The sequence below is a fragment of the Pedobacter heparinus DSM 2366 genome (genome assembly GCF_000023825.1).
In the GTDB taxonomy this organism is placed as follows: domain Bacteria; phylum Bacteroidota; class Bacteroidia; order Sphingobacteriales; family Sphingobacteriaceae; genus Pedobacter; species Pedobacter heparinus.
Window position 1 is genome coordinate 2,970,344 of the sequence record NC_013061.1, and the last position, 21,817, is coordinate 2,992,160.

13 protein-coding genes are annotated in these 21,817 nt (G+C 42.7%); 5 read left to right on the forward strand and 8 right to left on the reverse strand.

Annotation, left to right across the window (positions count from 1 at the left end):
* Positions 1 to 3: 3 nt before the first annotated feature.
* The gene (locus PHEP_RS12655; protein ID WP_015808369.1) at positions 4 to 2,331 is read right to left on the reverse strand and encodes a TonB-dependent receptor; all 2,328 of its coding nucleotides are present in this window, start codon (positions 2,329 to 2,331) and stop codon (positions 4 to 6) included.
* 276 nt (positions 2,332 to 2,607) lie between these two features.
* Between PHEP_RS12655 and PHEP_RS12665 the strand changes: the two genes are divergently transcribed.
* Positions 2,608 to 3,072 (forward strand): Lrp/AsnC family transcriptional regulator, encoded by a 465-nt coding sequence (locus PHEP_RS12665; RefSeq protein ID WP_015808370.1) that lies wholly within the window; start codon positions 2,608 to 2,610, stop codon positions 3,070 to 3,072.
* Positions 3,073 to 3,094: 22 nt separating this feature from the next.
* Here the strand turns inward: PHEP_RS12665 and PHEP_RS12670 are convergent, their stop codons facing one another.
* From PHEP_RS12670 to PHEP_RS12695, 6 genes are all read right to left on the reverse strand, one after another.
* Positions 3,095 to 6,259 (reverse strand): glycosyl hydrolase, encoded by a 3,165-nt coding sequence (locus PHEP_RS12670; protein WP_015808371.1) that lies wholly within the window; start codon positions 6,257 to 6,259, stop codon positions 3,095 to 3,097.
* 42 nt (positions 6,260 to 6,301) lie between these two features.
* Complete coding sequence (locus PHEP_RS12675; protein ID WP_202901246.1) at positions 6,302 to 7,228, reverse strand: glycoside hydrolase family 43 protein; 927 nt, start codon at positions 7,226 to 7,228, stop codon at positions 6,302 to 6,304.
* 283 nt (positions 7,229 to 7,511) lie between these two features.
* On the reverse strand, positions 7,512 to 8,639 hold the full coding sequence (locus tag PHEP_RS12680; protein ID WP_015808373.1) for a DUF4998 domain-containing protein: 1,128 nt from the start codon (positions 8,637 to 8,639) through the stop codon (positions 7,512 to 7,514).
* Positions 8,640 to 8,667: 28 nt separating this feature from the next.
* Positions 8,668 to 9,864 (reverse strand): DUF5000 domain-containing lipoprotein, encoded by a 1,197-nt coding sequence (locus PHEP_RS12685; RefSeq protein ID WP_143715745.1) that lies wholly within the window; start codon positions 9,862 to 9,864, stop codon positions 8,668 to 8,670.
* Between the two features lie 43 nt (positions 9,865 to 9,907).
* Entirely contained in the window at positions 9,908 to 11,797 is a 1,890-nt protein-coding gene (locus tag PHEP_RS12690; RefSeq protein WP_015808375.1) for a RagB/SusD family nutrient uptake outer membrane protein, read from the reverse strand.
* A 6-nt stretch (positions 11,798 to 11,803) separates the two neighbouring features.
* On the reverse strand, positions 11,804 to 14,983 hold the full coding sequence (locus PHEP_RS12695; protein WP_244862612.1) for a SusC/RagA family TonB-linked outer membrane protein: 3,180 nt from the start codon (positions 14,981 to 14,983) through the stop codon (positions 11,804 to 11,806).
* Between the two features lie 441 nt (positions 14,984 to 15,424).
* Between PHEP_RS12695 and PHEP_RS12700 the strand changes: the two genes are divergently transcribed.
* Genes PHEP_RS12700 through pdeM form a run of 4 tightly spaced genes read left to right on the forward strand, consistent with a single transcriptional unit; the run spans position 15,425 to position 21,195 of the window.
* Positions 15,425 to 16,423 (forward strand): ligase-associated DNA damage response exonuclease, encoded by a 999-nt coding sequence (locus PHEP_RS12700; protein WP_015808377.1) that lies wholly within the window; start codon positions 15,425 to 15,427, stop codon positions 16,421 to 16,423.
* A complete protein-coding gene (locus PHEP_RS12705) occupies positions 16,407 to 18,014 on the forward strand; it encodes an ATP-dependent DNA ligase (protein WP_015808378.1) in 1,608 nt (535 codons plus the stop codon). The genes PHEP_RS12700 and PHEP_RS12705 overlap by 17 nt, the downstream gene beginning before the upstream one ends.
* A gap of 33 nt (positions 18,015 to 18,047) precedes the next feature.
* The gene (locus PHEP_RS12710; protein WP_015808379.1) at positions 18,048 to 20,570 is read left to right on the forward strand and encodes a ligase-associated DNA damage response DEXH box helicase; all 2,523 of its coding nucleotides are present in this window, start codon (positions 18,048 to 18,050) and stop codon (positions 20,568 to 20,570) included.
* Positions 20,560 to 21,195, forward strand: coding sequence for a ligase-associated DNA damage response endonuclease PdeM (pdeM, locus tag PHEP_RS12715; RefSeq protein ID WP_015808380.1), 636 nt, complete (start codon positions 20,560 to 20,562; stop codon positions 21,193 to 21,195). Before PHEP_RS12710 ends, pdeM begins: the two co-directional genes overlap by 11 nt.
* 2 nt (positions 21,196 to 21,197) lie before the next feature.
* Here pdeM and PHEP_RS12720 read toward each other — a convergent pair whose 3' ends face one another.
* Positions 21,198 to 21,809, reverse strand: coding sequence for a hypothetical protein (locus PHEP_RS12720; protein ID WP_015808381.1), 612 nt, complete (start codon positions 21,807 to 21,809; stop codon positions 21,198 to 21,200).
* Between the last annotated feature and the right edge of the window lie 8 nt (positions 21,810 to 21,817).

A 21,817-nucleotide genomic window follows, 5' to 3' on the forward strand; every position in this document is an offset into this window, starting at 1 on the left:
CGGCTAAAATTTAAAGTTCCAGGTTACAGAAGGGATAATACCAAATAAGGTTGTCCGTACAGCCTGTGTTTTGGTTGCATCATCCGGATCATCCTTAAAATCTATAGAAAATGCATTTTGACGGTTATATAAATTATAGATTCCGAAAGACCAGCTGGACTGCAGCTTTCTGCCCGGTTTCCCTTCGAGTGTGGCCGATACATCTAAACGATGGTATGCCGGTGTGCGGTAACTGTTCTTTTCAGTATAATAAAAAACGGTGCGCCCGTTGATCTGGTATTTGCCACTTGGAAAGGTGACGGCATTACCGGTGTTATACACAAAGACAGAGGAGAAAGTCCAGCGTGTACTCGCTTTATAAATACCTACAAGCGACAGGTCATGCGTTCTGTCCTGTTTTGCATAAAACCATTTGCCATTGTTAAAGGCATCAAATTGCCGCTCCGTACGCGACCAGGTATAACCTATCCATCCGTTAAACCGGCCAAACCTTTTCTTAAAAAACAGCTCCAATCCGTAAGCCCGGCCATCACCGTACAACAAATCAGCTTCTACATTTGCATTGCCACGCAAATCTGTACCACTCCGGTATTCGATCTGGTTTTGCATCCACTTATAATAAACTTCTGCAGAAAACTCGTAATTATCGTCGTTAAAATTACGGAAATAGCCCCCTGCAATCTGATCAGCAATTTCTGGTTTTACATTATTGCTGTTCATGATGTACAGATCTGTAGGAGAAGTAGAAGTTGAATTGGACATCAGGTGCACATTCTGGACATTGCGCGTATAGGCAGCTTTTAAGGAACTTGAATTGCTGAGCTGATAACTGGCCGAAACCCTGGGTTCCAGATTAAAATAGCTTTTCACAAACTCGCCTGCGTGATACGTAGTGGTACCGGTGGTATTACCCTCGGCATCATAAGTTTTGATGTTGCCAGGCCCCATTAAAGAAAAACTGCTTAAACGTAGTCCATAAACCAGGTTCATTTTAGGGCTTACCGTCCATTCGTCCGATATATAGGTAGCAAGTTCCAGGCCTTTGCGGTCTTCATACCTGGTTTCATTTACACTTGAAGTTGCTGTAGCAGTTAGTTTGCCAGGGGCAATGGTATGGTGAATGGCATTTAAACCAAACTTCAGATTATGGCTGTTGCTAAGGCTGTATTCAAAATCCTGCTTTAAATTAAAGTCTTTAATAGAAGAATTTACCTCAAAGTTATTTTCTTCCATAAAGTTCTGGATCACATAATTGTAATTGCTGTAAATAAGAGAAGTGTTAGAAAACAATCTGTTGCTGTACAGATGGTTCCACCTTAGGGTAACAGTGGTATTGCCCCAGTTAAAACCAAAGGTATCAGCTATACCCAGTTTATCGCGGCCAAAATACCCTGATAGATATAGGGTGTTCTTTTCATCAAGCTGGTAATTGGCCTTTGCATTCAGGTCGTAAAAAAAGAGGATATTGCTGTTTATATTGCTATCTGGCGATAAGGACAGAAGGGCATCCATGTAAGTTCTGCGGGCACTTACCATAAATGAACCTTTATCTTTTACAATGGGGCCTTCAACTTTTAAACGGGATGAAATGAGACCTATCCCACCTTCGGCAGTATAGGTTTTACGGTTTCCATCGTTCATTTTAATATCCAGTACCGAGGCCAGTCGCCCTCCATATTGTGCAGGCATCCCTCCCTTATAAACGCTTACATCTTTTATCGCGTCGGAATTAAAGGTTGAGAAGAAACCCAGTAAATGCGAGGCATTGTAAACAGGTGCTTCATCTAAAAGAATCAGGTTCTGATCGGTAGCCCCGCCCCGCACATAAAAACCACTATTCCCCTCGCCCGCCGATTTGATGCCGGGCAGCAACTGTATCGTTTTAAGGATATCACGCTCGCCCAGCAATACGGGCACGTTGTTGATTTCGCGGACGTCTATCTTTTGCAGGCCCATTTGCGGACTGCTTACATTTTCGTTTCTTTTTGTAGCCGATATGATTACTTCATTGAGCTGATTGTCTTCTTCCATTGCAAAATTAAGCCTGGTATCTTTCGCAATGCTGATATTTTGTCTGATGGTTTTATAGCCAATAAAACTGACAGCAATTTCATAATTACCTTCGGCAGTATTCAGCGAATAGAAGCCATAAGCATTGGTTAAAGTACCAGCCTGTGTATTGCCTGCAAGCTTAACACTTGCCCCAATCAATGTTTCGCCTGTTTTGGCATCCGTTACATTTCCATTAACCGTTTTTTTATTTTGTGCAGATACAAACTGGAATTGAGCTATCAAAAAGAGAATCAGTACAATTCTATTGGTATATGGCATAGTTTCCTGGTGAATTGTAAAAATAGAAAAATTCCAGAAACTTGAACAAAATGAATACTTGTTATAACATCTTTTTTATTAAAATCGATCAGACAAGAAACGAAACCCAGCTTATGAAAAATTCAGGCATCAGCAATGTCTCTCTCCCATCAGCCGGCACATTCAATTCCATAAAATATTTAGTTTTTTTGGTTTTCATCATGTTTTTATTCAGATTTGAATTCGTTTAACAGAAATAATTGATATTTTTTTATTTAGATTTTAAAAATCCAATATATGTCTACAGGTCTGGATCAAACTGATATCAGGATATTGCAAATTTTGCAAAAAGATGCTGCACTCAGTAACGAAGCAATTGCTGCCAAGGTGAACAAATCTATTGCAACAATCCACGCAAGGGTAAAGCGGTTAAAAGAAAATGGATACATCAAACGAATTGTTGCGATCCTTGATAACCGAAAGATAGACAGGAGCCAGATTGCCTTTTCACAAGTTTATCTGAAATCTCATACCAAAGAGAGCTTAAAGGAATTTAAGGATGAAGTTGCAAAGTTTGATGAAGTGATGGAGTGCTTTCAAATGACTGGGACTTTCGATTTTATTCTCCGGATTGCTACACGAAATATGGATCATTACAATTTGTTTTATAATGAGAAACTGGCAACTTTATCTAGTATAAGCACCATACAGACTTCATTTGTAATGTCAGAAATCAAAAGCGACACGGCATATTCACTATAAATTGTATCAACTTTATAGAACTTTATCGGGGGATGATCTCATGAATATCAAAATCTTCTTCCAAACCATAACCATAAGTCTGATAATCATTTCCTGAAGGGTATGTTTTAACATTATACCATTTGCCGGGATCTACCAAACCAGGTAAGGGTTTATTGTGATGTGGGCCAAGTAAATTCTTAAGACTTCCAATCACCTCAATTTCAACATGGTTAAGGCCTTTTTTAAGATAAGGGGTAATATTAAGTTCATCAGGTTCCGAACTGATAATTCCTGCAAGCACATGGTTAACTTTTACTGCAGCCACTGTGCCTTTCCACTTTTTCAGTTTAACGGCATATTCCTTGCCCATGGTCTGAACCTGAAACTCCTTTACATAGCTGATACCCTGTCCATATAACGGCAGCCCCTGTTTATTCCAGGGTCCAAATGTAAGCGGTGCAGCTGCAGTTATTTCCCAGCCCTTTACTGCCGGAACAAGGTTAAAGTCGCCCAATATATATACAGGTTCTATTTCTGCATAAACACGCATTGGCGAAACAGCCAGTGAAATACTGTTTTTACCCGGCTTAAGGTAATTGCCAATTTCAAAAACCCCAAAAGAACGGTCAAGCCACCATTTACCTTTCAAAGCCTTTACCTTTGTTCCGTTTACAGACACACTATTCCACAAGCCTGGTTGTTCTACTACTGCACGAAAATTTTTCAGGTTAACATTTTGGGCTATTTCAAAACGGTAGGTCGCCATATATCCGGTACCTACCGAAAAAGTGTCGCGGGCAACAATCCGATCTTTAAACTGGGTACGGTTATTCCATGGATTGCCTACACCATCTTTAAATCCAAAATGTTTAAAAGCTGTATTAGAAGCGATGCCAACATGCAAGTCCCGATAAGCGGTATCGGGTTTTTTGAGTTCCAGGTCACAAAAGTCAATCATTAGCGTATTTTCTGCGGGGCGAAGTACTTTTGACTGGCTTGTTTTTACAAGTGTTTCAGCCCGATTTAAAGCAGGTGCTTTGAAACCCGTTTGTTTCTTATCGGCCACAAAAAACATCATGCTTCCCGCTGCTGGAATATCAAATTTAAAACTAAGCTTACCGGAGCTTTCTTTTTCCGGATAATCATAAATCCCCCCACTGAACAGGTCCATCATCAATGCGTCTTTACCATTAACCGTAACCATACCTTTTGAAGCGGCCTCCATACTCGCATTTGAAAGGAAAATCAATTGCCCGTCAGCCAATTGTCTGCGTTGGTAATACAAATTACCACCTATCCTATTATTGCCTACAGCCGATATCCGGATGTCTGCAGGCAGCAAATGATTTTGGATGATCTGTTGTTCAGCGGCACCAACAGCCAGCAAAACATTGCTTTTAGCAGCTGTAAAAAAATCCAGTGCGTCATTGGCATCCCCATCTAAACAGCTAAGCTTTTCAAATAAGATCACTTTGCCGCCCTGACGGGCATATTCTTTCAATAAATTAAATGTAGGGCGGTCAATATTGTCCATACCAGGTGGAATGACAACGGTACTGTAAGCACGCTGGCCGATAACGAATTTTCCGCTTTCAATCTTTCCCTGATCTTTGATAATGTTCTCGCAACCCAGGTCATATTCAACATGCGCCCTTTGCAGGGTAGTTACAAAATCATTAAAATTTTTCCCGATTTCAAAAAACCGTTTGTTCTCTTTACCTCTGAAATAATACATCCATGCAGAAGTAGTGGGTTCCAAAACCAGTACATCATTTTTTTGCTGGCCCGTTGACAGGCAGAGCGACAACCGGGAAAAATATTGGTTCAGCGTTTTATAGAAAGGCCACCAGGGCTCATGATAAGAAAAACTCGGCGGATAATCGTATTTTCTTGCTCCGGTAATACTCATGAACGACAGGTGCTGGTTCATAAAATTCACGCCAAGCACAAACTCCCAGTCGCCCAACCGCTTCATGTCCTTAAAAGTCAGCTCCCAGCCGCCACCACCATAGGTTTCGGAAAGCGTTCTTTTTTTTCCAAGTTGATTGGCTACACTACCCAGTTCTTTAACCGCCCTGATGTTTCCAAACTGTACGGGTTTATCTTCATTGTACTGGTTAAACAGCATGTCAATTCCAGGCATCTGGTGCCAGGCATACATGGTCATATTGTCGGGCCCATGGTAAGGGCTTGGCCAGCCGTGTTCCCAGTAATGCCCCGTCCAGATCAGGTTGTGCTGCTCGGTATAATTAAACATAGGTTTAGACCATCTGTCGATAAACAGTTGCAACAGCGTTTGGTAATAGTTGTGTCTTACTTTTTTCCAGTTACCGGTTTCCTCAAATAGCGATGGCAGCTGAAGACGCAGGTCATAACCCCATTTTTCCTTGAAATGCGCAAACAGGTCGGGTGTCCAGCGTACACAATCCTTACCCTCATTGATAATGGTTGGTTCATCAGAAAAGATACCCGGAACAGTTTTGCCAAATTCATGGCCTGCAACTTTTTCATATCCTTTAAAGGTAATGTCCATAAACTTTTGTGTAACGCCTTTGGCCATCAGGTCTACGTAAGAAGAGCCAATAGGCCCTGCCACCGTTCCACGGTTAGACTTTTGATAATTCACTTTTTTGAAAATCCGGTATTTCCCTGCTTTACCCTTCTCTGCGGCCAGGCTTAAACTTATGTCCGTAAACTGTCCCTTGTCTTCTCTAAGGACTATTAAAACCTCTTCCAGATTACCCGGAATAGCTGTTACTTCACTCATATATAGCATTTGGCCCTGATTGTACGATTCCGGCATCTGGTCGGGCACCAAACCACCCCCAAACCCGGTAGGATAAGAATTTTCATCATAAATCCAGACCTTCAGACCCAATTGTTTTCCCTTTTGCTGGGCATATTCAAATAAACTGAACCATTCATCAGATAAATATTCAGTGATCAGTCCGGGCCGGGCGTGGACGATTACTCCTCCGAAATCATTTTTCTTATAGTCCAGCATCATAGAATCTATCATTTCCCCGCTTACCTTAGTGTTCCAAACCCAGAATGGGGTGGTGCCATATTCATTACCAGGATTTTTGAAGGCTTTTTTCAATACCTCAAAACCATCAGCCTTTAATTTCCTGCCCCCCAGTTGAAAACCAAGTATAAGGACCAGGGCGCTAATGAAAACAATTGCTGTTAAAGTTTTAAATTTCATTTGTGTCTATGTTTAAACTGGTCTTTATACAGTGCCGGAGAACTATTGCTGAGTTAAAAAACGGAATGTCCCCTTATAGGTGTACAATTTTTCCGTTTTGTGCTTTCCTTCCAAAAATTTCATCAAAATTATAGCTGTTCTTCTTTTTCCGTTGGGCTTATTATTGGATTCGTGAGTATGGAAAACATAATTAAACTTTCCTTTCTCATCTTCAAAAAAATCTCCATGGCCAGAGCCATTCTCATTGGTTTGAAGCTTGCTTAAAATGGGGTTTCCTTTATATTTAACCCAAGGCCCATAAGGACTGTCGCTGGTTGCATAACCAACAGCATAATCCGGGTTACGAAAATCATTTGCTGAATAAAACATATAATAAACATTCCCCCTTTTTAAAACAGACGGCCCCTCGGTTACAGTCCAGCTTGCTCCACTTGTATTTTCCCAATTCTCGCTGGCATGTATGCATTCTGTGCTTGTCTCTTCCTTAATAGATAAGAGATCGCTATTCATTTCAGTAACATAAATGCGGTTGCCCTTGTCGAGCCGAACATGATACAAATAAATTTTACCAGAGTCAAAAAATATAAAAGGATCGATAATTCTGACAGGAGCGTCAATTGCTTTCTTCACTTTTTGAGTGAAGGGGCCCTTTGGTCCGTCGCTTTCGGCAATAGCAATTCGTTCATCGGCAACATAAGCCAGGTAAAATTTGTCTTGATACTTAAAAATTTGTGGTGCCCAGAAGCCAGATGTGCCAAACACATCTTCTTTTTTTAGCACTGTCCCCCCATCTTTCCAACTTTTCTTATCTTTTGAAATGTATACCTTAAACCCTTTTTGCGCCTCGTTATCTGCAGTTCCATACAGGTAGTAAGTATGTTCATGGTAGAAAATAGTTGGATCTGCAACGGTAATTACCCTTCTTTCCTGAGCAATACCACTTGCAGACAACAGTGTGCAAATCAGCAATAAACATATTAACACGTAGCTCTTTTTTAACATATTACTCTTACCTGTGGTTAAAGCTCAGTCTGCAGACCAGCCTAAGTTCAAATATCGGGTATATTATTAAGAATTATCGAAAAGACTATAGGGAATTCTTACACAGCAATGGTATATTAATTCAAGGTTTGTTGAAGGCTTGGTTGGGGTTTGTTGGGCTAAGGGGTACTTTAGCCCAACAAAACCCAACCCAAACCTCACTGAGCACTCTTTCAGCCCAGCACATTGTCACCTTTCGGGAAACAGTACTTTATTCATATCCGAATACGGTAAACTCTGCCAAACTGGTATGTACCGCGCCTCCTGCTGTTGCATAAATCCTGAAATAGCGCATTTTTGGTATGCTCTTAAGCGCAAAGCTTTGAGCCTGGTCTTTCTGCACCAGGGTATACGATTCATAATCCGTCCAGGTTGTACCGTTCAGGCTTCCCTGCAGGGTAAATATGGTAAAGCTATTGGTTACTCCTGTAGCACCTGCCCTGCACACCAGCTCAACCCTGGTGATGTTGTAGTTTTTCTTCAGGTCAACCATCAGCCAATGTGGAAAGGTGGGAACCGGTGCCGGTGTATGGTGGGTATGCCAGAAGGTATTCAGATCATCATCAAAGGCATATCCCGGAGGGCCGCCGCCATTAGCGAGCTGAGATGTGGCCGCAAAAGAATCGGCCGTAACCACAAGTCCTGCTTTCGGTATTTTAAAAGCAACAATCTGCGTGGTATAACCTGTATAAAAAGGATCTATACTGGCACCCGGACGGTATTCAGTTCTGTACCTGTAAGTGGTACCTGGCTTATAATCTGAAATTACTGAAGACAGTTCATCTACACTGAAACGCTTAACGGCTGTTACATTGGCTGTATTGGTATACTCTACCTCGGTTACATAAGCCCCGCCACTTTTGTTGGCATTGCTCCAGTTAATGGTTAGTACCGTACCCGAATTTTCACTCTGAACCACCGGTCGGGTAACCAAAAAAGACTGATATTTGTCGCCAAAGCTTTCGGCCAACAACTCTACAGGTACAGATTTGTTGCCTTTATTGTCATAAGTTCGCGCCACAAAAGTATAGGGCTTTTCTTCCAGGTTACCGATGATGACACTAATGGTATCCCCTGTTGCCGGAATGGGCACATTCACCGAATCTTTATAATTGTTCCAGAAAATCCTGGCCAGGTTTACATTGGGATCTGCACCTCTTAACCAGGAAATTTTAATTCTTTGACGGCCAGACTGGATTACAGGACTGGTTACCCGGCCTGCATAAGTGAGCCCACCCGGAACGATGAAATCTTTATAAACCTCGTCCATCTTTTTGCAACTACCCAGCACACAAACAGCAAGGGCAAGCATTACGGTATAACGATATATTTTCTTCATTACTTTATATTTATGTTTATGATGAACATTAAGGTTGTATCTCGCCAAATAAGGTAAGTTCGGCGATAACGATCTGTCCGGTACTGCTATAGGTTTCTATGGTTTTCCAGCGCAGGTAACGTACAGCGGGCGGTGTTTCTTCAAACATAAAGTCCTCACCCAGAAAGTTACCATAGTTTTTATCCTCAGCTGTAGCCGGTGTTCCCAACGGCAATCCTGAAGGTCTAAAAGATTCAAATGCGCCCAATAACACCCAGCCATCAAAGCTACCATCCTGACTTGGTGCATTTGAACCCCACAGTTCAAACTTCTTTACAGCCGAACCTGTATATAAATGTGAAGTAGGTGCCTGATGTTCCTTAAACCTGCTGAGCAGTACCTTCTTGCCCAAGTCTATACTAAACCAGGAAGGTAGCGGGGAACCATTTGGCGAAGCAAAGCTATCGCCGGTTAGCACCGCCCATTTGCCATCCCATATTTTGGACACACTGTAACCGGAGTTTACCGGTTGCCAGGAGTCTAATTTCATTTGCATAGACACCCAGCCTGTTTTTGGTATTTGTGTTTCATATTTAGGGCTCAGCATTTTTGTCAGGGTATCCGATTTGTTGTTCCAGCGATCACGCAGATATACGGCAAATTTTTTCTCCTCGCTTTTCATTCCCCTGGCCGAGAATTTTCCTTTTACTGCAGCGGTATAATAGGTACTTACCGGGGCCCAGGTATTTTGTCCGGTCGTATCTACCATTACTTCTATAGCCAGATTGGCTTTTGTCAGGTTATCAAAACTTACCGTTACACCGCCAAAGGTAGAAACCAGGTCCAGCGTTGAAAATACAGACTGTACGGGCGGGGTTTGAGGTATAACTTTGACCAGTACAGGTGCCGATTCTTTTTCATTTTTCCCAACACTATATACTTTTACTTCATGTTCCCTGGTATCACCGAAACCAACCAAAGCTAGTGTATCTGCATATATAGACGATTTTGCTTCCCTGAAAACACCGGACTGTATTTCATATACTGCCTTTACATACGCCAGATTAGCATCCTGGGGAATCTTATAGGAAAGCTTTGCCCCTCCAGGCTGGGCCTTTACCGTAACATTACTGATTTGAGCAGGCGCAGGTGCATTGGGGTCTATATGGTCTTCTCTTTCCTCTTTTGCACAGCCGTACAATAAAGAGGCAATTAAAACTGATGTGATAAAATATAGTTTCTTCATCTTTATTTTGTTTATAAAATGATGGTTATACATAGAATAACTTTTACCAGCCTAAATTCTGGACGATGTTTCTGTTGGCAGTAATGTTGGCTTCACTAATTGGCCAGAAATAATCCTTTGAACCGAATGTCTGGTTAAACAGGATCACCGGTCTGTAATATCCGGCCGATGTTTCCTGCCCCAGGTCCCAGGTGGTAATCGGTTGGTTCAGCTCTTTAGCTGCCTCTTTCCAGCGGCGCAAATCCCAAAGCCTTTGAGACTCAAATACAAACTCTATTTTCCTTTCCTGATGAATGATTTCTCGCATGCCGTCTTTATTGGTATATTTTGAAGGATTACTGGAAAAATTGGTCCATGATGATTCGACACTGTTCAAACCTGCACGCGCACGGATCAGGTTAATGTATTTGTACACTTCGGCATCAGGTGCTGCCAACGATTCGTTCAAAGCTTCTGAATACAGCAAGTATAGATCGGACAAACGGATTACCGGCCATGGAAATGGATTTGTAGAATAGGATGCGGCGACCATCACATTTTGGAAATGCACATATTTTTTTACGTAATATCCTGTTACTGTACCATAATTAGGTTTACCTACTCCATTTCTTTGCTTAAATTTAGCCTGCAGATAAAACAGGTCCTGGCTGTCGTCATATTTTCCCTGACCATACCAAATACCCCCATCAAAGCCCAGATCGGCATAAAATCTTGGCTCCCTGTCGAAATTCAGTTTTGCCGTCTCAAAGTCTTTTTTGATGTACAGCTTTTCGCTTTCAACCGCAGTACGTAAACCATACCTGCCATTGTAATCCCATGTTTTATCTTCGGTAATCGGTACCCCATTTTTGGTGTAAAACTGCTCTACAATTTTTAAAGGCGGAGAGAATTCACCGCGGATAGCAGAATTGTCAAGCAATAGTGGGTCCCACCAGGTGGCAGCCAGAACCTGCAGTGTTGCATTTGCCACCAGGGTTTGCGTGTTTGCCCAGATGATCTCGCTGTTCCATTTCTCGGCAAAACTGTTCCTGATGTTCATTTGCGTTTTAATGGTACTGGTAAGGTTAAACTGCTGAAAATCTGGATTATATACATACAACTTCATTCCTACTGAATGGCACAGTTCTATGGCCTTTTTACAGGCCACCGCTGCAGTGTCCCATTTGGCTTTTGAATAGGTAGGGTTAAAGAGCTGGGTACCATCAGGGTTTTTAAGGGTCGACTGATCAGTATTTCCGTTAAAAAGCGGACTTGCAGCTGTTACCAGCACCTTGGCTTTAAGCGCCAGTGCAATGGGCTGGGTAATTCGTCCGGCCTCGGTGGTAGGATTCAGTACAATTGGCGGAAGTGAGGGACTGGCTTCATCAAGCAGTTGCTTGATATAGCTGAAGCAGGAATCAACCGGATCTCTTGTAACCCTGGTTACATTTGCTTCTGCATCAATAGACAAATTGGTTTTTATCAATGGGATTGGCCCATACATGCGTACCAGATAAAAATGGTAATAGGCTTTTAAAAATTTCACCTCTGCAATCCAGCGTGCCCTTTCTTCTTCATTCAGGTCTGGTACTTTTCCTACATTTTCAAGAAAAATATTACAGTCGCGCAATGCACGGTAAAGATTGGTCCACCTGTCGCCATAGGGGCTGATCGTTTTTTGAAAGCCTCTGGCGATAAAAAAGTAAGCACCTTTGGTAGGAACATCCCATATCTCATCACCGGAAAGAATCCCCGGATCATCGGTAAGGTCACCTTCTTTAGGCATATAAGAATAACAGGTAAACAAGAATTTTTGCGCCTGACTGCGCATGGTGAAGGCATTTTCTATGGTAGCCACATTATCAGGAACAACATCCAGGTACTTTTTACAGGAACTTAGCGTTGCTAAAACAAGGATAACAAGCAGGCCTTTGGTTATATATTTTTTCATCATGACTTATTAATTGAAAGTAATGTTTACACCCAGGTTAAATACTTTTTGCAGCGGGTAGCCCAAACCGTTTCCACCCATTTCTACATCCCATAACTTAAACTTACTGAAGGTTAACAGGTTGGTTGCGCTGGCATATACCCTGAAAGTACTGGCTCGCACCCTTTTTTGCCAGCTTTTAGGTAAGGTATACCCTACTTCCACTGTTTTCAGGCGCAGAAAGGAACCATCGCGCATAAACCAGGTATTGGTTTGTGCATTGTTCTGATTGACCTCCGGACTTAACCTTGGCCATAAAGCGTATACATTGCGGTTGTCTTCAGACCAGTGGCTATCGGCATAAGCCTTTAACAACTGGTTGTTGAGCACCTTGCCCGCAAGTGTGCCATTGTCAATTTCCGTTTGTGTCCTGTAATTGGCAAATGGCGCAGTTGCCTCTGCATCTATCCAGAAAGATTCGTTGGCCAGCCCCTGGAAAAATCCACTGAAGTCGAAGTTTTTAATGCCCATAGAAAAACCAAAACCATAAATGATCTGAGGAACTGTAGGGTTACCAATCGGCACTTTATCTGCATCAGTGATCTGACCATCACGGTTCACATCGGTATACTTGATGTCTCCGCCCCCATACTCCCCAAAGTTTTGTTTAGGTGAGTTCAATGCTTCGGCATCATCAACAAATAAACGTTCAGCAATATAACCGTAGGTTTGGTTCAACGGATAACCTACATGGCTGCGATAAAATTCATTGTACTGGGGTTCTTCATAAACCAGGTATTTACTGCTGGCATAAGTAAAATTTCCTCTTGCCGATAACCACATCCCATTGCTTAAATTCTCGGTATAATCAACAGATATATCCGTTCCCTTGCCACTGGCCTTACCCACATTGGCCCTTACCGGGGCCGATAGGCCCACAGTTACCGGAACTGAGCGGGTCATCAGAATATTGTCGCGCATTTCAGTATAATACTCTGCCTGGATGTTTACTTTGTTAAATAAACCGATCTCGAGCGCAAAGTTCTTCTTGGTTGCGGTTTCCCAGCTGATGTCGGCATTGGAGTACCTGGATACCGAAACACCGTTTAAAGAAAACATTGGGCCCTGTCCGTTACCAAAAACAGCAGCCCTTGCAGCGGTATTCATATTTACATTAGAGAGGTAAAAAAAACGGTCTTTTTTATCGCCGATGGCATCATTACCAATTAAACCGTAAGTTGCCCTTAACTTTAAATTGCTGAATATAGGTTTAAGCTCTTTAAAGAATTTTTCATTGGAAATGTTCCAGGCTACCCCTCCTGCCGGAAAAAAGCCGAAACGTTTGGACTCATGGAAACGTTCGGATCCATTGTAACCAAAGTTAAATTCGGCAAAATACCGGTTGTCATAAGAATAAGTTGCCCTTCCAGAAAGCCCCAGGTTCCTGAAAGGCAGTGATTCCTGCAGATCTCCGGCATTGGCCACCCTGTTTTCCATCATCCGGTACACCAATAAACCATTTAAACCATGCTTATCAAAGTTACGGCTGTAATTGAACATAGATTCCAGATAAAAAGAGGTTTCTACCTGTTTTTCACCTTCACTATAGCCCAGGTATTCTGTACCGGTCTCTTCATTTAAATTGGTTATTGCGTAGGTATTGTTCAGCTGGTCGTAACCTCCAAGCGTGTATAAATAAGGATTATACGATCTGCTCACATCAAAATAGGAAGTCCTGTTGGTATTTAACATGGTACGGAAAGAAAGGCCCGGGGTAAGTGCGGCGAGATCCTGCTTTACTTCAAGTTGCGCCAGCATGAGCGACCGGGAATAATCTTTATAGCCCTTAGTCATATCGGCATATGGGTTCAGGTAATTTCCTGCACCAAAATTCCCGTACATGATGTGTTTTACAAATTTATGCTGCTCATCAATAGGAAAATAAGCCGGGAACAAAGTTGGATTGGAACGCATCACTTTTCTGTACATGCCCGAACCGCCATCAATTGGCCCCGTATAATCGTCAAAGTTTCCACTTAAACGCACAATCATTTCAGTTGATTTGGTTACGTCGATGGTCACATTTGAACGCAGCGTATAACTTTTAAGGTCTATGTTGTTGTTGTAATTGTTGCGGTTGTCTACATTCAGCATTCCGTTGTCCTTATTATAGGCACCCGAAACAAAGTATTTGGCCACACCACCGCCACCACTAATGCTCAGATTGGCACGTTGTGTGATGGCATTGTCTTTAAACATCATTTTCTTCCAGTCGTTGGCCGGGTATACTAGCGGGTTTTTACCAGCAATGGTGTTGGCAATCTTTTCTTCCGAGTACAACAGGGTTCCGAGTGGGTTACGGGTTAAAATGGCTTCATTAGAAAGTTGCATATAAGTGATCGGATCAGCCAGTTCCAGGTCTTTAGTTGCACTGGAAACAGAATTTTCCAGACGCAGGGCCAGTTTTGCTTTGCCGACCGCCCCCTGTTTGGTGGTAACCAGGATAATCCCGTTAGCCCCCCTTGCGCCATATACAGCAGTAGAAGTAGCGTCTTTTAAGATGGAAAAGCTGGCAATATCATCCGGCTGAAGCCTGGCCAGGTCTGTCGAGGTCAGCTCCATCCCATCTATCAGGATCAGCGGTTTGGTATTGCTGCCAAAAGTGGTAATGCCCCTGACAAAGAAATCTGCATTATCCTGTCCGGGTTCCCCACTCCGCTGGTAAGCAATGATCCCCGCCGCGCGGCCCGCCAGTGCAGTAGTCAGGTTGCTGGAAGGAACCTTCAGATCTTTTGCACTGATGGAAGTAACCGAACCCACCATATCTGTTTTTTTCTGGGTCCCAAAAGCCACCACTACTACCTCATCCAATGCATTTTGTGAAGGTTTAAGGGTAACATTGATCACCGTTTTTCCACTTACCGGGATTTCCTGTGTGGCATAGCCCACCATAGAGAATACCAGACTGGCGCCCTCATCAGGTACGTTTAAAATATACCTTCCGTTCCCATCTGTAGTAGTACCATTTGTACTTCCCTTAATTTTAACCGATACACCTGGCATTACACCAACAGAATCGCGCACGGTTCCGGTAATATCCTTTCTTGAAAGAATTGGAACTGGTTTATTCTTTTTAAAAACAGCCGCATTACCGGGTTTTATTTTACTGTAGGCCGGACTTATACGGGACATATAAGCAAAGGCAAACATTTGTAACATTATGAAAGTTAGTATTTGTTTTCTCATATAATTTTGAAATTGTGTATGAACACATTGGACTATTTAGGATGAACGGACCTTTAATAAGGAGGGAGTAACACCCCAGTTCAAAGGGTTTAATTCATGATTTAAAGGCGATTATATATTAAAAACATTTAAAGGGGGGCGTACCGCCTATGGCGATACAACGTGGTGTAAAGATTTTTTGTCATGGTTTTTTATTTGGTTAATCTAAATTATTAAGTATAAGATTAACAACTGTTATGCACTGTCCTGCAAAAGCGAAAGTATTTTAAATACTTTAAAAGAATATTAAATAATTATTAAGCTTAATACAATATTAAATAAAAGTTATTTAAACAAAAATGTAATATCAAAAAAGTCTGTTGTCAGGACAAAAAAACTTATCCAATAAATATTTGTTGATAAAAAATGGGACTGATCAGCTTTACGAATAAAGGAGTTTACTGCAAACAGGGTGATTTTTATATCGACCCATGGCGTCCGGTTAACCTTGCGGTTACTACTCATGGCCATTCAGACCACGTAAAATGGGGTAGCAACGCTTATTTATGTCACGAGCTGACAAGCCCTATCCTGAAACAGCGGCTTGGCGAGCTAAACATAGAAACACTTCCTTATGGTAAAGAAATCAGCATCAACGGGGTTAAAATAAGCCTCTTTCCGGCAGGCCATGTAATTGGCTCGGCCCAGGTCAGGCTCGAATATAAAGGGGAGGTATGCGTGGTATCCGGCGATTATAAGGTAACTGATGATGGCATCAGTACTGCTTTCGAACCTGTTAAATGTAACACCTTTGTATCTGAAAGCACATTTGGGCTTCCCATATACAAATGGCAGCCGCAGCAGCTGATACTGGATCAGATCAGGGAATGGATATCCGGCAATCAGGATAAACAGAAAACCAGCGTACTGGTTGCTTACAGCTTAGGCAAGGCGCAACGGCTCGTAGCCGGACTTGCAGGCTATCGCCCTGTGTATGTCCACAACTCCATTGCCAATTTAAATGATGCTTTTAAAACAGCCGGAGTAAATTTGCCGGAAACAATAAGGGTCACCGCTGAAACCAGCAAAGAGGAACTCCAAAAAGGAATAGTGATTGTGCCTCCTGCACTTGCAGAAGGGCGCTGGATAAAAACCTTAAGCAACGCAGCTACGGGGGTATGCTCGGGCTGGATGCAGGTAAGGGCGGGCAGAAGATGGAGAAGTGCCGATGCCGGTTTTGCCTTAAGTGATCATGCCGACTGGCCTGGCTTATTATCGGCCATTAAGGCAACTGAAGCAGAAAAAGTGTTTGTAACGCATGGCTACAGTGCTACGTTCGCAAAGTACCTTAATGAAATTGGCATTGAAGCGGAAGAAGTAAAAACCCAATACGGTAACGAAGATGACGATGAAGCGTTTCACTAAACTCATACAACAGCTGGAAATGAGCAATAAGACCAACGACAAAATTGCCGCGCTGGTTGACTATTTTAATGAAGCTGATGAACTGGATAAACCTTATGTAATTGCCATGTTTACCGGAAAAAGACCTAAAAGACCGGTAAGCACCGCCTTGATCAGGCAATGGGCCACAGCATTGAGCGGAATTCCGGAATGGCTTTTTTCAGAGTGTTACCACAATGTGGGCGACCTGAGTGAGACCATTGCCCTGGTGCTCCCGCCTGCATCGGAACTTAGCACAAGGAAACTCCATGAATGGATCAATGAGCTGGCTTTACTGAACGGCAAAGATGATGACGATAAAAAAACTTTCATTTTAAAAGCCTGGGATAGCCTGGAAACACAGGAACGTTTCATTTTTAACAAACTGATATCTGGCAATTTCAGAATAGGTGTATCCGGCAAAATGCTGGTCAATGCACTGGCCAGACAAACCGGTACAGAAAGCAGTAAAATCATGCACAGCATTATGGGCAAATGGGAACCCTCGCAGATCAGTTACCAGGACCTGATGGCAGGGGCTCATGTGAATACCGACAGCTCCTGGCCCTACCCTTTTTGCCTGGCATATGCGCTTGAAGCGGAACCAGGTGCACTGGGCGAACCTTTGGAATGGCAGGCAGAATGGAAATGGGATGGCATACGCGGACAAATTGTAAAACGCAATGGCGAGCTTTTTATCTGGTCGCGGGGCGAGGAGCTGGTAACTGAGCAATTCCCGGAGCTGCACTTTTTAAAAGATGAGCTGGAGGATGGAACAGTACTGGATGGAGAAATACTTTCTGTAAAAGATGGAAAAGTACAGGCATTTAGCTTGCTGCAACAAAGGCTAAACAGAAAAACCATCAGTAAGGCCCAGCTAAGCGACGCCCCGATAGGATTCTTTACATACGACCTTTTGGAGCATAAGGGAAGAGATTTAAGATCAGATGCCTTAAGTCTGCGCCGGGAACTGCTGACAAAAACTATTGAAGATCTGCTCACTAAACATGTAGTGCTCCTGTCGCCGGTTATTGAATTTAAAAGCTGGGCGCAACTGGCAAAACTCAGAACCATATCGAGGGATATCAACCGTGAAGGCATCATGTTAAAAAAAATGGATTCCTTATACCACAGTGGCAGGAAGCGCGGCGACTGGTGGAAATGGAAAATAAACCCTTATACAGTGGATACTGTAATGATCTACGCCCAGAAAGGCAGTGGCCGCAGGGCCAGCTTTTTTACCGATTATACTTTTGCTGTCCGCGATGGGGAAAAACTGGTTACGGTAGCAAAAGCTTATTCCGGATTAACAGACAAAGAAATTAAAGAAGTAAACGCTTTTGTTGTAAAAAATGCAATTGAAAAATTTGGCCCGGTAAGAACTGTTAGACCGGAACTGGTATTTGAAATTGCATTTGAAGGAATAGCAGAAAGCAAAAGGCACAAAGCAGGTCTGGCCCTCAGGTTTCCGCGTATTGCCCGATGGAGAAAGGACAAGAAAGCAGATGAGATCAATACCCTTGATGATTTAAAGCAATTGCTTCAGGCTACATTATTGCCTGCCAAAGCTTAAATTTACAGTGCAGACCCCTGCTTATTTTGAAAGATGAAACTGGAAACAAGTAAAGGATACAAACAGGTAATTAAATGGCTGAAAAGCAACAGGAAAAAGCCCTTTAAATTCCAGACAGATGCCTGGCAATATTATGCCGAGGGGTACAGCGGCCTGGTAAATGCACCTACCGGATTTGGTAAAACCTTTTCTATTTTTCTAGCAGCTGTAATTGATGAGCTGAATACCCGGGCCGGTCTGGAAAAACGGCAGGCTAAAAAGAAAGCAATGGTAAAACGGACTTCCGGATTAAAATTAATGTGGATTACCCCACTCCGTTCATTGGCAAAAGACCTGGCCCGTGCCATGCGTGAGGTTTGCATGGAACTGGAATTGGACTGGCATATTGGCGTACGCAACGGCGATACCCCGCAAAATGAAAAACTGAAACAAAAAAAAGCAATGCCAGAGGTATTGATCATTACCCCGGAAAGCATCCATTTATTGCTTGCCCAGAAAAATACGCATAGCTATTTTGACCAGCTGCAATGTATTGTGGCCGATGAATGGCACGAGCTTTTGGGCAGCAAACGCGGGGTAATGACCGAACTGGGCATATCCAGGATCAAAGGCCTGCTGAAAGAAAGGCATCCGGAAAGGTTACTCCGGATATGGGGCATATCGGCCACTATCGGTAATATGGAACAGGCCATGGAAGTGCTGGTACCTTATCCCGATGTACCGAAGACCATTGTTAAGGCCGACCTTGAAAAGAAAATTGACATCCGTTCTATTTTACCGGACCATATTGATCTATTGCCATGGGCCGGACACCTTGGACATAAACTGGCAGAGAAACTGTTGCCCATAATTTACAAAAGTAAAACCACACTGATATTTACCAATACCCGGGGCCAGGCTGAACTCTGGTACCAGACCTTGCTGGCCCTGGATGAAAACCTGGCAGGCCTGTTGGCCATCCATCATGGTTCTATCGACTACGAGCTAAGGAACTGGATTGAAGACGCACTCCATTCAGGCTCCCTGAAAGCAGTGATCAGCACTTCATCCTTAGATCTGGGTGTAGATTTTAAGCCTGTAGATACGGTGGTACAGATCGGCTCGCCCAAAGGGGTAGCCCGTTTTTTACAGCGGGCCGGGCGCAGCGGACACTCACCTTACGAAACATCGACCATTTATTTTTTACCCACACATGCCCTGGAACTGGTAGAAGCAGCCGCCATTAAAGAGGCTGCAAAAACGCAGGATATAGAAAGCCGTGAACCTGTCGTCATGGCTTTTGACACGCTGATCCAGTACCTGGTTACACTTGCCGTTGGCGATGGCTTTGATGAAGCCAGGCTTTTTTTTGAAGTGAAAGAAACTTATGCTTTTAGTGAATTGCTGCCGCAGGAATGGAGCTGGATCATGCAGTTTATTACTACCGGAGGTGACAGTTTAACCGCTTACAATGAATTTAGTAAGGTGAGCCTGGTTGATGGACTTTGGAAAGTAGAAAGCAGGCAGACAGCCATGCGCCATCGCCTGCACATCGGCACTATAGTGAGCGATCCGATGTTGAAAGTTAAATTCATTACGGGTGGATATATCGGCATGATCGAAGAATCGTTTATTGCAAGGATGAAACCTGGTAGCAGTTTTACACTGGCCGGAAGGGTACTTGAATTTATTATGGTCAAAGAGATGACAGTTGTGGTACGCAAAAGTAAAGTGAAAAGGGCCATTACCCCCAGCTGGATGGGTGGCCGCATCTCATTAACTGCCAACCTGGGTGCCATATTGCGAAAAAAATACAATGAAACGCTTTACAAAACACATCAGGATATAGAACTGGACTTCATTTTTCCTTTATTTCAAAAACAGGAAAAAGTATCTCATGTACCCAGGGACGATGAATTCCTGATAGAACTGATTGCCACAAAAGATGGACATCACCTGTTTGCTTATCCTTTTGAAGGCCGGCAGGTACATGAAATCATGGCGGCACTGATTGCTTACCGTCTGGGCAAAACCACCCCTATTTCTTTTTCTATAGCCATGAATGATTATGGTTTTGAGCTGTTGAGTGAACAACCCATCCCTGTGGAAGAAAACGACATTAAAAACTTGTTCAGTCCGAAAAACCTGGCGGAAGATATTGTGGCCAGCATCAATGCCACAGAAATGGCAAGACGCAAATTCAGGGACATCGCCTGCATTTCAGGGCTGGTATTTCAGGGTTTCCCAGGAAAGTACATTGCAAATAAACATTTACAATCTTCGGCAGCCTTGTTTTTTAATGTATTTAGCGATTACGACCATCACAATTTGCTACTGCGACAGGCCTATGATGAAGCTTTTTATCAGCAGATTGAAGAACCCAGACTGGCCGCTGCTTTACAGCGTATACAAAACAGTAAACTTATCGTAACCAAACCGGAAAGTTATACGCCGTTATGTTTTCCAATTAAAGTAGACAGTTTAAGGGACAGCATGAGTTCTGAAGAATTAAGTCAGCGCATTCAAAGGATGACCACAGAAACAGAGAAAAAAAATAAAAAAAGACATGAACATTAATTGCCGGGGGCAAAATTTAATATTGCATAAGGAAAGGGCCATATATTGGGAAGCACAACAAATATTGATTGTAAGTGACCTCCATATTGGTAAATCTGCACATTTCAGAAAACATGGCATTCAGGTACCGGCAACAGTGGGCCTGACAGATCTGCACCGGCTGAACAATTTAATGACCATATTTTCACCAAAAACACTGCTGGTTACGGGTGATATGTTCCACAATAACATCAACAGTGATGCCAATGCTTTCATGCAATGGAGAACTAGTTATCCGGACTTAAAAGTGATACTGGTTAAAGGCAACCACGACAATTTAAAGAATGAAGATTATGAGGCTTTGGGTATAGAAGTACACCATAAAGAATTTTTACAATATCCGTTCAGGTTTATACACGATAAGCCTGTAACTTATGATGCGTATTATAATATTTCGGGCCATATCCACCCCGGGGTGATCTTATATGGTAAGGCCCGGCAAAGATTAAAATTTCCCTGTTTTTATTTTGGCTTACATTGTGCAGTTTTACCAGCATTCAGCGTTTTCACCGGTTTAAAGCTTTTAACAGCAGCTGAAGGCGACAGGTTTTACGCCATAACACCGGAAAAAGTAATTGAAATTTAAAGTTAATTGCGCAATTGCTCGCCCAGATTACTGATCCAGCTGTCAAACATCTCCTGTTCTATTCCAATCACCAGTTCGGCATGTTTTTGCCAGTCTGGAGAAAATGTTTTAAGCTGGTTGAGCATTTCTTCAAGGTGTCCTTCTTCTTCCAGGATGATCGATTTAACATTTACTTTGCTTTTGGCATTTGTTAAAACCTGCTGATATACCGGATACAGTTCATCGGCACGTACTTCTATGGCATAAGTAACAAAGAGGTAGGCAGCAAATTTCAATTCGTGGCCACTCAAATTAAAATGCTGTTTCAGATAACGGCAAACCGCGACATCCAATGCATTTAAATAAAACTTGGTATGATTTGGTGTGAGCAGCTCCTCATTGGTATAGGTTTTACAAAGGTTACCATCGAGCTTCTCCAATTGTTTTTTCAGGTAATAAGCATGGCGGTGCTCTTCTGCGGCATGTTTAAGGATGATCAGGTTTACCTGCTCTTTATGCTCGGAAGCGGAGATCTTTTTTGCACCTGCATTTTCCATATATGACAAGGTATTTAACCATTTTGCATGCAGTAAATTGTCATTAACTATACTTTCCAGGATCGGCTTAATGTTCATTGATCTCT